The organism is Stutzerimonas sp. KH-1 (assembly GCF_054483855.1).
The window spans coordinates 1,086,874-1,101,781 of record NZ_CM137011.1 but is presented as its reverse complement, the minus strand read 5'-3'; the positions used below and the strand labels follow the sequence as shown (position 1 = coordinate 1,101,781).

Genomic DNA, 14,908 nt, shown 5'->3' with positions numbered 1-14,908 from the left:
GGGCGCATCTGGAGATCCGATGCCCGCTCTACCCGACCGTTCCGGCCAAAGCCGCCCTTTCAACTTCGCCCTCGCTTTCGCCGTGCCGGCCATAGTGATGCTGGCGCTGCTGATCGGCGATCCGACTCAGCTTGATTTTGCCGTTTCCCGACTGTTCTATGAACCTGGGGTCGGCTTCGTCGGCCGGCACAGCTGGCTGCTCGAAGACTTTCTGCATGACCGTGTCAAGCAAGCGGTGATCGCCATCGGCGTGCTGGCCATCGCCGGCTTCCTGCTCAGCCTGCTGCCGACGCGCCTGGCGCGCTGGCGTCGCCCTCTAGGCTATCTGGTATTGGCGCTGGGCATCTCCACCAGCATCGTCACTCCGCTGAAGACGCTCACTGGCGTGCATTGCCCCTGGAGCCTGACCGACTTCGGCGGTAGCGAGACCTTTACTTCACTGCTGGCCGAACGCGTGCCGACGCTCAAGCCCGGGCGCTGCTGGCCAGGTGGCCATGCCTCGGCGGGCTTCTCGCTGCTGGCGCTGTTCTTCGTTTTGCGTGACGGTCGCCCGCGGCTGGCGCGCTACGCTCTTTGGCTGGCCCTGGGCCTGGGTCTGATTCTTTCACTCGGGCGGGTCATGCAGGGGGCACACTTTCTCTCGCACAACCTCTGGACGCTGCTGTTCGACTGGACCATCTGCCTGACCTGCTATCGGCTGCTGCTCTACCGCCCGGCGGCGCAGCCGATCACCCTGGCCGAACCGGCGATTTAACGAACAGGCCCTGCACAGGCGTGGGAGCAGTCTCGACCGCGAACCGACATGCAGCAGCTCAGTGACGCAATGCCTGGGCTTTGGCCTGGTCGATATGGCGCCGCCATTCGCGGTCGCGCTCGCGCTCCAGCGCGCTGCTGCGCCAGCTATCCAGCCCACCACTGCTGGCCTGCATCGCCTGGCATTGCCGGTAGCCGTCGTCCCAGCCCTCGGCATACAGCGGCTGGGTCATGTAGCGCGGTACATCCTTACGAAACTGCGCCAGCGCACCGGCAGCCTGACGCCCGCTGGTACAGCCCGCGCGAAAGCCTTCTGCGTACTCCGGCGGATAGCCGTCACCCGCCAGAGGGCCAGGGGCGCTCTGGCAACCATTGAGGGAGAACGCGGCGAGCAGCGCGGCGAGCAACGCACCGCGCCGGCGTGAGGACACGCGGCGCCGGCTGGCGCGAGGAGACGAACGAGAGGACATTGGGGCACCTGACGCATAAAGGAGAGAATCACCGGCGCGACGGCGCCGCCAGGGTGACGATTGCAGTCTGCGTCGACAGTCGTCAGGGATTCGTCAAACCCACGTGAAGGGTTCGTGAAGACGCGTAGGCAGTCTCCCCGCCCGTCGCTCCGACACCTTTGCGGCCTAGCCCTCTTCGCGGCGGAAGCTGTAGAAGAGATTCGGCTCACTGACCACATACAGCGTGCCGTCGTTGTCCAGGGTCACGCCCTCGGGCTGCGGCGCGGAGCGTTTCAGATCACTGAACAGGCCGTTGAGACTGCGGTAGCTGAGCATGCGGCCGTCGGCACCGAGCTCCATCACCAGCCGCGACTCGTCGCTGAGCAGAATCAGGTGACCGGTCTCGGCATCGAAATGGATGTCGGAGAGATCGGTAGCGAACACCTGACTGGCGATCCAGTCACTGCGATCGTGAACGGCCAGCTGCAACTGGCCGTCGAGGCTGGCGGCGACGCCCCGGACCTCGTAGAGCTGGCGCGGGTCGCGTTCCTTGACGATGAACAGGCGGTCGCCCACGGCATCGTAGGTCACCCCCTCGAAGCCCTTGTTGCCGTTGAGGTTGATGCCCAGGGAAAAGAACTTCGCCTCGGAAACGTCGATGCTGCGCGGCAGTGTCGGCAGCTGGAAGACGCTGATCTGCTGGGCGCGCTCGTCGGACACCGCGACCCGCCCATCGCCCATGTAGGTCAGCCCCTCGATATCGCCGAAGCCCTCCAGCGGGTAGCGTTCGAGCAGCTCACCGCGCTTGCTCAGTGCCACGATCTCGGTCGGCCCGCCATTGACCACGCCGAGCAGGCGATCGAGGTCGCGGTCATAGGTGATTGCCGAGAGGTTGCGGCTGATGCCCTCGATAGGCCTGGCATCGATGGCCACCCGGTAGCCCGGCAGCCAGCGCAGCGCCGGGTCAAACGCGCGGACGTTCAACTGGTGAGTCAGGTGGAAGTACAGCCGCTCGTTCCAGTGCAACGCGATGCTCACGCCCAGGCCGATCAACAGCAATGCGAGCAGGCCGAACAGCCGGTAATGGCGGCCCGAGCCTGTGGCCGGACGTGGCGCGGAGTATGGATGAATCTGCATCTGCTGGCCTTCCTCTTCGCGGCTCGCTCTGCTTGCGATAGCTGCTTCGGTGGTCGGCCGGCCAGCGTTCGATGGGCCTCTGGCGCAGCTGGAGCACCGGTGGCTCGATCCCGAGCGCCGCGACCATAGCCCAGCGAATGTGAAGAAAATGTCAGCGTTCTGACGGCTTCGGCGACTTAAGACTGCCTTAAGTTTGCCCACCAACAATCGGCCCAGGCTTCTAACCGAGGTTCCCCGATGGAACTGCCCTGGGTTGATCACACTGACATACTGGCCCGCATCGGCCGCGAGCCATCGCTCTGCCTGCAACTGACGCAGGCCGGCGAGGACCCGCGACGGCTGGCCCTGGAAGACTTCATTCGCCAGCGTTTCGCCGAGCACTACGGGGCGCGGGTGCGCCACTTCATGCCTTGCCTGCTCGGCCTGCATGGCGACGGCGGCCAGGTGCAGGGCGCGGTCGGCCTGCGCAGCGCGCAACGCCGACCGCTGTTTCTCGAACGCTATCTGGACGAACCGATCGAGCAGGCCGTTGCCCGCCGCAGCGGCCGCCCGGTGCCGCGCGAGGAGATTGTCGAGGTCGGCAACCTGGCGGCCTTTGGCAATGCCTCGGCGCGGCTGCTGATCGTCGCGCTGACCGACCTGCTGGTCGCTCAGGGCTTTCGCTGGGTGGTGTTCACCGGCACGCCAGCGCTGCTCAACAGCTTCCAGCGCCTGGCGCTGGAGCCGCTGCCACTGGGGCCGGCCGACCCGACGCGAATGGGCGACGAGCTGGCCGACTGGGGCAGCTACTACGCCAGCCGCCCGCAGCTGATGGCCGGTGAGATCCTGCCCGGCCACCAGCGCCTGATGCAGCTGGGCATCTACGCCCGGCTCGGCTACCAGCCGTTGTTCGATGCCTCGGAGGTGCCGCATGCAGCCTGCAGCTGAACGCTTCTGGACAACCCTGGAACGGCACAGCGGCATCGCCCTGGGCGAAGGTCCGCGCCAACTGAGCTACGCCGAATTGCGCCACGAGGTGGCCGCACGCGCCAGTCAGCTGCAACAGCTCGGCGTGCAGTGCGTCGCCCTGGCGCTTGACAACGGCCTGGAGTGGGCGCTGTGGGATCTGGCCTTGCTGCGCGCCGGGCTGATCTGCGTGCCGCTGCCGGGGTTCTTTTCCCCGGCGCAGCAGGAGCATGTGCTGAACCACGCCGGCATCGACTGCCTGATCGGCGCCAGCAGCCCGCTCAGCGAGCGCTGCGGCTTCCAGCCGGGTGAAGCCGGCTTGCACCTGCGCCAGCTGGACACCGTCACGCCGGTGCCCGACGGCACGCTGAAGATCACCTACACCTCCGGCACCACCGGGCAGCCCAAGGGCGTCTGCCTGGATGCCGAGGCGCAGCTGGCGGTGGCCGAAAGCCTGTGGCAGGCCAGCCTGCCGTGTGAAGTGCGGCAACACCTGTGCGTGCTGCCGCTGGCGACACTGCTGGAAAACATCGCCGGGCTCTACGCGCCGCTGCTGGCCGGTGCCCGGGTCGAGCTGCGCCCAATGGCCGAGATCGGCTTCAGCGGTGCAGCCGGCTTCGACCTTCCGCGCCTGCTCGCCACGTTGAACCAGACCCAGCCGCATAGCCTGATCCTGCTGCCGCAGCTGTTGCTGGCGCTGGTCAGTGCGGCCGAACAGGGCGTGCCATTGCCGACTTCGCTGCGTTTCATCGCCGTCGGTGGCGGCCGCGTCGCGCCGCAACTCCTGGAACGCGCCGGGCACCTCGGGCTGCCGGTGTACGAAGGCTACGGGCTGTCCGAATGCGCCTCGGTGGTCTGCCTGAACACGCCGGAGGCACGGCGCATCGGCACGGTCGGCCGGCCCTTGCCGCACGTCGAGCTGCGCCTGGCCGACGACGGCGAGGTGCTGGTCCGGGGCCCGCACATGCTCGGCTACCTCGGCGAGCCGCGACAGGCCGGCGAGTGGCTGGCGACCGGCGACCTCGGCCATTTCGAGGACGGTTTCCTGACGCTGCACGGACGCAAGAAGCACCAGTTCGTCACCGCCTACGGGCGCAACGTCAACCCGGAATGGGTGGAGGCCGAACTGGTTCAGCAGGCGCCGATCGCCCAGGCCTGGCTGCACGGCGAGGCGCTGGCGCAGAACGTCGCCGTGCTGGTGCCGCGCGATCCCGGGCTCGGCGACGCCGAGCTGCAGGCGGCGGTCGAGCGGGTCAATGCCGGCCTGCCGGATTACGCCCGCGTGCATCGCTGGCTGCGTGCCGATGCGCCATTCAGCGTCAGCAACGGCCTGGCCACCGCCAACGGCCGCCTGCGCCGCAATGCCCTCTTCAACCATTACCAATCGGCGATCAACGCCCTTCAGTCCTGACTTTCGAGGTTCACCATGAATTTCTTCGACCAGTTGCAACACCAGACCAGCGCCGAACGCGAATACCTGCTGGCCGCGCCGATCATCCACTCGGCGCTCGACGGCAGCGCCACCCTTGAGCAGTACATCGCTTTCCTCACCCAGGCCTACCATCACGTCAAGCACACCGTACCGCTGTTGATGGCCTGTGGCGCGCGCCTGCCAGAGCGACTGGAATGGCTGCGCGAGGCCATCGCCGAATACATCGAGGAAGAGATCGGCCACCAGGAGTGGATCCTCAACGACATTCGCGCTTGCGGCGGCGATGCCGAGGCGGTGCGCCACGGTCAGCCGGCGCTGCCTACCGAGTTGATGGTCGCCTATGTCTACGACCGCATCGCCCGGCACAACCCGGCGAGCTTCTTCGGCATGGTCAACGTGCTGGAAGGCACCAGCATCGCCCTCGCCACCCAGGCCGCCGGCGTGCTGCAGGACAAACTCCAGCTGCCGGCCAAGGCATTCAGCTACCTGACCTCCCACGGCAGCCTGGACCTGGAGCACATCGAGTTCTTCAAGAAGCTGATGAACCGCCTCGACAACGAGGACGACAAGGCCGCGGTGGTGCACACCGCCCGCGTGGTCTATCGCCTCTACGGCGACATCTTCCGCAGCCTGACCACAGCGGAGCACGACCATGCAACTGCGTGACGCGCGCATCCTGCTGACCGGTGCCAGCGGCGGTATCGGCCAGCTGCTGGTCGAGCGGCTCTGTGCCCAGGGTGCGCAATTGCTGCTGGTGGGGCGCGGCAGCATTGCCCTGGAAACCCTGGCCCGCCGTTATCCCGCGCAGATCAGCCTGGTCACGGCCGACCTCAGCCAGCGCAACGGACGACAGCTGGTGCTGGACGCCGCGCGGCGCTTCGGCGGGCTCAACTGCCTGGTCAATGCCGCCGGGATCAACCAGTTCAGCCTGCTGGAGAGCCAGAGCGAGGATGCCATCGCCCGGCTGATCGAACTCAACGTCACCGCCACCCTACAGCTGACCCACCTGCTGCTGCCGCTGCTGCGCCAGCAACCACAGGCGCTGCTGGTCAACCTCGGTTCGACCTTTGGTTCGATCGGCTTTCCCGGCTTCGCCGCCTACTGCGCGAGCAAGTTCGCCCTGCGCGGTTTCTCCGAGGCGTTGCGCCGCGAGTTGGCCGACAGCCAGATCAAGGTGCTCTACATCGCTCCGCGCGCCACCCGCACGGCCATGAACAGCGCCCAGGTGGTGGCGATGAACGACGAGCTGAAGGTGGAAATGGACGACCCCCGCGAGGTCGCCGAGCAGATCCTGCGCGCCATCGTCAGCGAGCGCGAAGAGCTCTACCTCGGCTGGCCGGAAAAACTCTTCGTGCGCCTCAACGGCCTGCTGCCGCGCCTGGTCGACCTGGCGCTGCGCAAGCAGCTGCCGGTGGTCAAGCGCTTCGCCCGCGCGGAACAACCGCTGCCACCGGCATCACAACCCACCTCCACCGGAGAACACCCATGAAGCCTCTGCTCGGCCTCTGCGCCCTGATGCTGGCCCTCGCCAGCCAACTCTCCTTCGCCCTCAGTGCGGCCGGTGAATCGTCACTGCGCCAGATCCAGACGCACTGGGCGCAGATCAACTACCAGACGCCAGAGGCAAAGCGCGAAGCCGCCTTCGCCAAACTCGCCGACGAGGCGAAGCAGGTCGTGGCCGCCGAGCCGAACGCCGCCGAGTTGCATATCTGGCACGGCATCGTGCTCAGTACCTGGGCCGGCGCCAAGGGCGGGCTCGGCGCGCTGGCACTGGTCAAACAGGCCAAGGCCGAATTCGAAAAGGCCATCGAGCTCGACGCCACCGCGCTGGATGGTTCGGCCTACACCAGCCTGGCCAGCCTCTACTATCAGGTGCCCGGCTGGCCGATCGGCTTCGGCGACGAGGACAAGGCCGAGGCGCTGTTCCAGCAGGCACTGGCGCTGAACCCGAACGGCATTGACCCGAACTATTTCCATGGCGATTTCCTGCTGCGCCAGAAGCGCTACGGCGAAGCGCGCACGGCGCTGGAAAAAGCGCTCGCCGCGCCAGCACGCCCCGGTCGTGAAGTCGCCGATGCCGGGCGCCGCGACGAAGCTCGCGCGCTGCTCGCGCAGGTCAAGGAAAATCTGGAATAACCGGCGGCGGCGGCGTTGAATGCACAGCAATGCCGCGAACCCTTCAAGACGACAGGAACGACATGCGCATTCTGCTGGTGGAAGACGATCGCGCCCTTGGCGAGGGCATCCGCACCGCGCTCAGGCCCGAGGGCTACACGGTCGACTGGCTGCAGGACGGGGCCAGCGCATTGCATGCACTGAGCCACGAGAGCTTTGAGCTGGCCATCCTCGACCTCGGTCTGCCGCGGCTGGACGGGCTTGAGCTACTCAAGCGCCTGCGCGCCGCCGGCAATCCGCTGCCGGTGCTGGTGCTCACCGCCCGCGATGCCACGGACGACCGCATCGCCGGGCTGGATGCCGGCGCCGATGATTACCTGGTCAAACCCTTCGATGTCGCCGAACTCAAGGCACGCCTGCGCGCCCTGCTCCGGCGCAGCTTCAACCGGCCGGAGCCGGTGCTGGAATACCGCGGGATTCGCCTCGATCCGGTCAATCAGCAGGTCAGCTACCAGGGCACGCCGATCAACCTGCCGCGCAAGGAGTTCGTCCTGTTGCACGAGCTGATCGCCCAGCCCGGTCGCGTGCTGACCCGTGATCGCCTGCAGCAGGTGCTCTACGGCTGGGACGAGGAAGTCGAGAGCAACGCGCTGGAGGTGCACATCCATCATCTGCGCAAAAAGTTCTTTCCCGAGCTGATCCGCACCGTACGCGGCGTCGGCTATCTGGTGGACAAATGCTGAAGCGCTCGATCCGCCAGCGCACCCTGGCCCTGCTGCTCGGCACTCTGCTGATCTCGCTGAGCCTGATTTCCTGGCGCAGCTACCGCGACGCCCGTCATGAGATAGAGGAGCTGTTCGACGCCCAGCTGGCGCAGAGCGCGCGGCTGGTGCAGGGGCTGGTCGGCCGCGAGATGGACCCGCAGGCCCGCGGTGCGCTGCAGGCGGCGCTCAATGCCGCGGTGAACGCACGCCGCGACCAGGGCGTACCCGGCCACGACTACGAGACCAAGCTGGGCTTTCAGGTGTATGCCGCCGACGGCAGCCCCCTGTTGCAGTCGGCCGGCGCCCCGGATGGCGCACTGCAGCAGCTGCTCGCCGGGCTCGGCGATGCGCCGAACTTCGCACGACTGCCCGCCGGCTACCACGACGTGCTGCTGGACGGTCACGCCTGGCGCCTGTTCCTGCTGGAGGACCGCGAGGATGGGTTGTGGATTCTGCTCAGCGAACGCGGCGATGTGCGCGGCGAACTGGTCGGCAAGATCGCCCGCCGCAGCCTGCTGCCCGACCTGATCGGCCTGCCGCTGCTGGCGCTGCTGATCTGGCTGGCGGTGGGCTGGGGCCTGCGCCCACTGGCACGCATGGCGCAGCTGCTCAAGAGCCGCGCCCCACACAACCTCGCGCCCTTGCTGCTGGCGCCGCTGCCACAGGAACTGGAGCCGGTGGCAGCCTCATTGAACCGCCTGTTGCAGCAGGTCAACCAGTTGCTGGAACGCGAGAAACGCTTCATCGCCGACGCCGCCCACGAATTGCGCACGCCGCTGGCGGTGCTACGCATCCATGCACAGAATGCCCAACAGGCTGCCAGCGAGGGCGAACGCGAGCAGGCCCTCGAACAGCTGATCGCCGGCGTCGACCGCACCACCCGGGTGGTCACCCAACTGCTGACCCTGGCGCGCCTGGAGCCAAGCGCCCAGCGCCTGAGCCTGGCAGACATCGATCTGCTGCCGCTGTGTCGTGAAACCCTGGCCGAGCTGACGCCTTTAGCGCTGGCACGCGGCCAGGAACTGACGCTGGAGGCCGGCGAGCAGGCCGACTCCCACCTCAGCGGCGATGCGGCGAGCCTGGCCACGCTGCTGCAGAACCTGGTCGGCAACGCCCTGCAGTACACGCCGGAGGGCGGCCAGATCCAGGTAGGCCTCCAGGCCAACGCGACCACTGTCACGCTGCGGGTGGATGACTCCGGCCCAGGCGTGCCAGTGACACAACGGGACAAGCTGTTCGAGCGCTTCTACCGCCAGAGCGACGGTGAGGGCGCGGGGCTGGGTCTGGCCATCGTCGCGCGTATCGCCGAGCTGCACGGTGCCAGCATCGAACTGGCCGACTCGCCCCTGGGCGGCCTGCAGGTCAGCGTGCACCTGCCCCGCCAGCCGCAGCCAGTGGCGGAATAGGTGCCGCGCGGCGGTGCTGGAGTCGCGAGCCCGCTGCATCAGAAACCGTCCGTAGGGTGGATGGCCGAAGCCATCCACGTCCTGCCCACAGCTCCGCAGATACCGTGACAGCCTGCCGCAGCTGACGCGGCAGCTCGCTAAGGTTCGCTTAAGCCAGGCGCCCTAGACTGCCGCCATATCCCCACACGGAGTGCGTGAAAATGGCTGCTTCCATCCCACTGGCGCGCTACGGCCGACTGAGCATCGCCCTGCACTGGCTAATGCTACTGTTGATTGCCGCGGTCTACGCCACCATCGAACTCAAGGGCAACTTCGCCAAGGGCAGCGAACCGCGCGAACTGCTCAAGCACTGGCACTTCATGCTCGGCATGACGGTATTCGTGCTGGTCTGGCTGCGGCTGATTGGCCGCTGGCTGCATCCGGCACCCAGGGCGCTTGCCGGCGCGGTTTGGGAACACGTCCTGGCCAGACTGATGCACCTGGGGCTTTACGCGCTGATGATCGGCCTGCCGCTGCTGGGCTGGCTGACACTGAGCGCGGCGGGCAAGCCGATTCCCTTCTTCGGCCTCGAGCTGCCGGCACTGATCGGTGCGGACAAGAATCTGGCCGGCGATTTCAAGGAACTGCATGAAGCGTTGGCGGTAGCCGGCTATTGGCTGATCGGGCTGCATGCCGCGGCCGCGCTGTTCCATCAGTACGTACGCCGCGACGGGACGTTACAGCGGATGCTGCCGTCTTCGCCGCGATCCTGACCTGCCCATCAGAACGCCCAAAAACTGTAGCTGCCTGGGCGTTCTCATCCGGTCACAAATCAACGAGCAAACAGGAAACCGCCTTCGCCCCCCTGACCGACAGGCTTGGGTCGCGTCGCTTATAGCCCGTTTTCCAGCAACCAAAGGTTTATTTTCTTCCCCGCAAAATCCCGATTCCTGATTGACCGAAATCAAAGTGTTTCGGGGATTACGGCCTATTTTCTGAGTTAGGCAAACATCGGATAGAAGGCGCACACAGCGTGCCGGATCGCCCGAAAGCCGTTTGTTTTCTAGGTAGGTAAGGATGTCCTATGGGCCGAAAACTTGTCCTGACGCTGGCAGCACTCAGCTCGGGTTCTGTGATGCACGCAAGCGCCGCACCTGAGCCATCATCAACTCCTGCACCTACCGCTGCATCGGTGAAAAAGACCGATACGCGCGAGTTTCCCGGCCTGCCCATCGGCACGTTCGTCGCACTGCCTCAGGTCGTGCTCTCGGCAACCCGCGACGACAACATCTACGCCCAGCGCACCGACGAGGCCGAAGACACCATCTTCACCCTGTCACCGTCGCTGCTACTGCAATCGGACTGGGAGCGGCACGAGCTGAGCGTCGATCTTGGCGCTGACCTCGACCGCTATCAGGACGCCAGTTCCGAAGATGTCGAGGACTTCTGGCTGGGTCTTGACGGCACCCGCGAGCTGAGCGAGCACACTCGGGTATTTGGCGGCGTACGTCACACCCGCGACCACGAGGACCGCTTCGTTCCTGGCGCTGCCGGACCAGAGTTGCAACGCGAGCCGACCCGTTACGAGCACGATGAAGCCTACCTGGGCGTCGCCAGCGAAATCGGCCGTCTGCGCCTGCGCGGCGGCGGCACCTACGACCGCTACGACTACTTCAGCGCACGAACACTCGCCGGCGCGCGCATCGACAACGACGACCGCAAGCATGACCTCAGTTCCCTGGGCGTGCGCGCCGGCTATGCGTTGACGGCCAACCACGAGCCGTTCGTCCAGTACGCCACCGATCATCGGCGCTACGACAAATCCATCAACGGAACGACGTTCAACCGTGATTCGGATGGCTACCGGGCCGCGGTTGGCCTGCGCGTGACCTATCCGCAGCAGCGCTTCACTGGGGAAGTATTCGCCGGCATGCTGAAGCAGCGCTTCGACCATTCCGGCTTCTCCGACATCCACAAGCCCTACTTCGGCGCACTGGCCAGTTGGCGGCCGACGCCCACCACCCGCGTCACCGGCTTCATCGATCGCTCGCTGGAGGAGACCACCGTCAGTGACGATGGCGTGTACGCGGCGGCGTCGCTGGATACCGCCTATGGTTTGGAGGTCGAGCGGGCACTGACCAGTCGCCTGTCGGCGGTGGGCCACGCGACCTACACCGACAGTGAGTATCAGAGCTACGAGCGGCGGGACAAGATCATCGATGCTGGCGCCGGGCTGCGTTACTACGTCTCGACCACCGTCTATGTTGGCGGCGACGTGCGCGTCATCGACCGCAACTCGGACGATCTGGACGGTGAGTACAGTCGCAGCCAGGTGACCTTCAGCGTCGGCTATACGCCGGGACGCTCGAAGACCTATCAGTTGCCCGCCCAGGCGCTGCAACGCTCCGCTGGGGACCTGCTGCTGGCCGCGTTGCCGCTCGAAGGGCTGTTCAGCGGCCCCTACGCTGGCGCCGCACTGAGCCACGGCCCGCTGGCCAGTACTACGTCAGGCCCCCGCGGGGATGGCGGCAGCGATGTCAGCCAGTTCGGTGCCTCCGGGCTCGGCGAGGCGCTGTTCCTTGGCTATGGCTGGCAGTTCGAGCGCTGGTATGCCGGCATCGAAGCCGAGCTCGAGCAGAGCCGTGCGCGCTGGTCGTTCAGCAAGGACAAGGCAGACGCGCGCACCACTTCTCTCGACCGGGATGACAGCTACGGCTTGAGCCTGCGTGGCGGTTACGTGGTGAACAACGGCTCGCTGCTGTACCTGCGCGTCGGCCGGGTGCGCACCCGCTTCGACTCCTACTACACGATCAACGAGCAGGCCACAGCGGCCCGTGCGCAGGATGACCGGCAGGACGGCACGCGGCTCGGCGTCGGCGCCGATCTGCCGGCCGGCGAACGCTTGTTCCTGCGCATGGAGTACGCCTATACCGATTACGACGCCTACGACGTGGCCTACGTCAACGACGACGGCCGCACCGCAGAACGCTTCGCCAATGAGGAAGGCCAGTTCCGACTCGGCGTCGGCTGGCGCTTTGCCGCGGCAGCCTCGCCGGTCCCGCTGCAGCCGGCCGTGCAAGGCTTCTATGTCGGTGCGCATGCCGGGCACGGCAGTCTGGATTCGCGGCTCGAGGGCTATCACTCTGAAAGCGGGGCCGCACCGCTGTCGCAGGCTTACAACGGCGACTTCAGCGGCATGGGCGGCATCTATGGCTTCTTCGCCGGTTATGGCCGCAGCTTTGGCCGCTGGTATGCCGGCATCGAGGCGGAGGTCGATACCGGCCGGACCGAGTGGTCGCACAACCGCGAAACCAGCGGTGAAGGTGGCCGTGACTTCTCCGCCGAGAAGAAGAGCGATTACGGCCTGGCGCTGCGCCTGGGCTACAGCCTGCCCAACGGCACCCTGCTCTATGGGCGCGTCGGCCCGATGCGTGCGCGCTTCAATACCACCTGGGCCAAGGGCGATAACGCGGACGCCAATATCGACCGCAGCTATCAGGTCAACGGCATGCGGTATGGCATCGGGGCGGAGATCCCGCTGACCCAGCAGACCTTCGCCCGCCTGGATTACACCCGTACCGACTACGACAGCTATGGCTTCAGGACCGGGCATGGCAACCCGGACGAGATGGAGTTCGACAACCGCGAGAGCCTGTTCCGCATGGGACTCGGCTTCCGCTTCTGAGCACATCGCCGACGGCGGAAACGTGATCAGCCGTCAGGATGCAACCGCAGCACCGGTGCCTTCGTTGCGCACTCGCCCTGGAGCACCGGCCCCGCAAGAAAAGGAGCAATGTCATGTCAAACAGTCAGTTCAAACGCAACAGGTTCGGACTCGCCAGCGGGGCGCTCGTGGTCGCACTCGCGGCTCCGCTGGTGGTTGCAAGCGCACTGTCGCTGAGCTTCGTCTCGTCGAGCGTGGCCGCCGAACACAGTGGTTCCGGCAAGGGTGGCAGCGATAGTCACGGCAGCCGTGGCGGTCAGGCCGGCAAGGGTGGCGGCGGCGAAAAAGGCCAGGGCGGCTCGCGCATGGGTGGCGGGCATGGTGCAGTCGACAAGATATTCCGTGTCGACCCAGCCGCCGAAGAAGATAGCGACCGCCCCGAATGGGCCGGTGTGAAAGGCGGCAAGGCTGGCGGCGGTGGCAAACCGTTCGGCGCCGGCACGAAGAAAGGCGACCTGTACGGCGACATGTACATCCTGCTGCGCGACGTGAATGGCGTTCCGCTGGAAGATGCGAATGGTGATGAGCTGGTCGTGGCGTTCTATTACGACAGCACCGGCGCGCTGGTTCCCGTGACGGACGCCGATGGCAAGCTGGTCGCCATCCCGCGCAACGAGGAAGGCGATCTGCTGACCTCGGTGACAGTTGGCGACACCACCTACGACGTTGTCCCTGGCGAAGTCGAACTGGGCCGCCTGAGCGTCGGCCGTTCGCCAAGCAAGGTGCTCGACCACGCGTTGAACGAAGCGCTGAGCAAGCTGACCGCCGATGGCGCGGTGATCGCCATCGACTCAACCGGCCGGCTGACGGTCAACGGTACCACCATCGACTCGCCGCTGGAGAACCTGGCGCTGTACGACAAGTACATGACCAGCGGCACGCTACCGGGCGTGACCCTGCCAGCAGGCTTCGACCCGGCGGCCCTGCTCGCGGCGGCAGGGGACAAGACCGGCACCATCAGCGTCGACACGCTGGTCTACATGAACTCGATCCTCGGCATCAATTCCGGCACGACCTACTACGACTTCTCGGACTACCAGTACGACCGCGCCGCGACCTGGTCCGATGCCACCGCCACCGTGCTGGTGCTGGATGCCGGCGACCCGGACGATCCCGCCGACGATGTCTACAAGCCAACTCTGGTGAACCTGTACGACGCGGTATTTGGCGGCACTACCTGGACCGACCCGACCAGCGACGGCGGCGCCGATGATTTCGCCGCGGCGGCCAACGACTACCTGCAGGTCATCGAGTTCGTCCACGACAACGAAGTCAGGTAAGGCATGGACCGGCTGGCCCTGGGGCCAGCCGGCTCCACGCCAGGAGAGCACTATGTGCGTTCGTAACAAAACCGCTGTGCTGGCGGCAGTCATGGCCCTGGCGCTGAGCGGAGTGAGCGGCCCGCTGGTCGCAGCCGACGACCACTCCAGTCACGACAGCAGCCACAGCTCTGGCGGCAAGGGCAAGGGCCCGAAATATGGCGGTGGCCGCGACCATGGCAGCAGCCACAGCGATCAGACCCACGAGGAAGACAGCCACTCCGGACACACCGGCGGTCCAGGCGGCAGCAAGGCGCTGGAGGGCAAGGTGTTCGACAGTGGTCGCGGCAAGGGGCCGAAGTACATGGGTGGCCAACCCCGGGATGAGGAATCGTCCCACCACACCGACGATGAAGAACACTCGCATTGACACGTCGCCGGTCACATCCAAATGAGGAGATAAACATGAAAAGCAGCAAACTCGCGATCGGCCTTTCGCTCGCCCTGGTATCCGGCATAGCCATGGCTCAGTCGGCCGGCGGCCAAGGATCTGGCGCAGACGGAGAGCGCGTATACGGATCGCAGATCATGACTCAGCAGGAGCGCCTCGAATACCGCAACCGCATGCGTGAGGCCAAGACACAGCAAGAGCGCGAGCAGATCCGTGCGCAGCACCACGAGCAGATGCGCGAACGGGCCAAGGAGCGTGGCGTGACCTTGCCGGAAGATCCGCCTGCACGTGGCATGGGCGGAGGCATGGGCGGAGGCATGGGCAGTGGCGCCGGTGGTGGAATGGGCCCTGGCGCGGGCAAGGGACCTAATCGCTGAACCAACCGACAACCGGGCCAAGCAGGCTGCTGGCCCGGCCGTTGGTGCAGGATGAGCACCAGCTCGAGCCCTGCCCACTTCATTCCATCGCGCCCCGACGTGACCGGCGTAAGACAC

At 66.2% G+C, this 14,908-nt stretch carries 15 protein-coding genes; 13 read left to right on the top strand and 2 right to left on the bottom strand.

What is annotated here, in order from left to right; all coding sequences use genetic code 11:
* The first annotated feature begins 19 nt into the window (after positions 1-19).
* Positions 20-754, top strand: coding sequence for a phosphatase PAP2 family protein (locus ACX1DW_RS05405; protein ID WP_208218183.1), 735 nt, complete (start codon positions 20-22; stop codon positions 752-754).
* Positions 755-812: 58 nt separating this feature from the next.
* On the opposite strand, the gene ACX1DW_RS05400 is transcribed toward ACX1DW_RS05405, so the two are convergent.
* On the bottom strand, positions 813-1,184 hold the full coding sequence (locus ACX1DW_RS05400) for a hypothetical protein (RefSeq protein ID WP_458993384.1): 372 nt from the start codon (positions 1,182-1,184) through the stop codon (positions 813-815).
* A 204-nt stretch (positions 1,185-1,388) separates the two neighbouring features.
* Entirely contained in the window at positions 1,389-2,339 is a 951-nt protein-coding gene (locus ACX1DW_RS05395; RefSeq protein ID WP_458992959.1) for an SdiA-regulated domain-containing protein, read from the bottom strand.
* Between the two features lie 237 nt (positions 2,340-2,576).
* Here ACX1DW_RS05395 and ACX1DW_RS05390 point away from each other — a divergent pair, with 237 nt between their 5' ends.
* The 12 genes from ACX1DW_RS05390 to ACX1DW_RS05335 all read left to right on the top strand — a co-directional run bounded on the left by ACX1DW_RS05390 (position 2,577) and on the right by ACX1DW_RS05335 (position 14,791).
* Complete coding sequence (locus ACX1DW_RS05390) at positions 2,577-3,266, top strand: thermostable hemolysin (protein WP_458992958.1); 690 nt, start codon at positions 2,577-2,579, stop codon at positions 3,264-3,266.
* Positions 3,250-4,695 carry an AMP-binding protein gene (locus tag ACX1DW_RS05385; protein ID WP_458992957.1) on the top strand — a complete coding sequence of 482 codons (1,446 nt, stop codon included), beginning with the start codon at positions 3,250-3,252 and terminating at the stop codon, positions 4,693-4,695. Before ACX1DW_RS05390 ends, ACX1DW_RS05385 begins: the two co-directional genes overlap by 17 nt.
* Before the next feature lie 15 nt (positions 4,696-4,710).
* Positions 4,711-5,382, top strand: coding sequence for a TenA family transcriptional regulator (locus tag ACX1DW_RS05380; protein WP_458992956.1), 672 nt, complete (start codon positions 4,711-4,713; stop codon positions 5,380-5,382).
* Complete coding sequence (locus ACX1DW_RS05375) at positions 5,369-6,205, top strand: SDR family oxidoreductase (RefSeq protein ID WP_133456949.1); 837 nt, start codon at positions 5,369-5,371, stop codon at positions 6,203-6,205. Before ACX1DW_RS05380 ends, ACX1DW_RS05375 begins: the two co-directional genes overlap by 14 nt.
* Positions 6,202-6,852 (top strand): tetratricopeptide repeat protein, encoded by a 651-nt coding sequence (locus ACX1DW_RS05370; RefSeq protein WP_458992955.1) that lies wholly within the window; start codon positions 6,202-6,204, stop codon positions 6,850-6,852. The genes ACX1DW_RS05375 and ACX1DW_RS05370 overlap by 4 nt, the downstream gene beginning before the upstream one ends.
* A gap of 62 nt (positions 6,853-6,914) precedes the next feature.
* Positions 6,915-7,574, top strand: coding sequence for a response regulator (locus ACX1DW_RS05365; protein WP_156246027.1), 660 nt, complete (start codon positions 6,915-6,917; stop codon positions 7,572-7,574).
* Positions 7,568-9,001 carry an ATP-binding protein gene (locus ACX1DW_RS05360; protein ID WP_458992954.1) on the top strand — a complete coding sequence of 478 codons (1,434 nt, stop codon included), beginning with the start codon at positions 7,568-7,570 and terminating at the stop codon, positions 8,999-9,001. The genes ACX1DW_RS05365 and ACX1DW_RS05360 overlap by 7 nt, the downstream gene beginning before the upstream one ends.
* 200 nt (positions 9,002-9,201) lie before the next feature.
* Positions 9,202-9,753 (top strand): cytochrome b, encoded by a 552-nt coding sequence (locus ACX1DW_RS05355; protein WP_458992953.1) that lies wholly within the window; start codon positions 9,202-9,204, stop codon positions 9,751-9,753.
* 419 nt (positions 9,754-10,172) lie between these two features.
* On the top strand, positions 10,173-12,665 hold the full coding sequence (locus tag ACX1DW_RS05350; RefSeq protein WP_458992952.1) for an outer membrane beta-barrel protein: 2,493 nt from the start codon (positions 10,173-10,175) through the stop codon (positions 12,663-12,665).
* A gap of 113 nt (positions 12,666-12,778) precedes the next feature.
* On the top strand, positions 12,779-13,984 hold the full coding sequence (locus ACX1DW_RS05345) for a hypothetical protein (protein WP_458992951.1): 1,206 nt from the start codon (positions 12,779-12,781) through the stop codon (positions 13,982-13,984).
* A 52-nt stretch (positions 13,985-14,036) separates the two neighbouring features.
* Positions 14,037-14,393: a hypothetical protein gene (locus ACX1DW_RS05340; RefSeq protein ID WP_110777369.1), complete on the top strand. Its 357-nt coding sequence runs from the start codon at positions 14,037-14,039 to the stop codon at positions 14,391-14,393.
* Positions 14,394-14,428: 35 nt separating this feature from the next.
* On the top strand, positions 14,429-14,791 hold the full coding sequence (locus ACX1DW_RS05335; protein WP_458992950.1) for a hypothetical protein: 363 nt from the start codon (positions 14,429-14,431) through the stop codon (positions 14,789-14,791).
* Positions 14,792-14,908 lie beyond the last annotated feature (117 nt).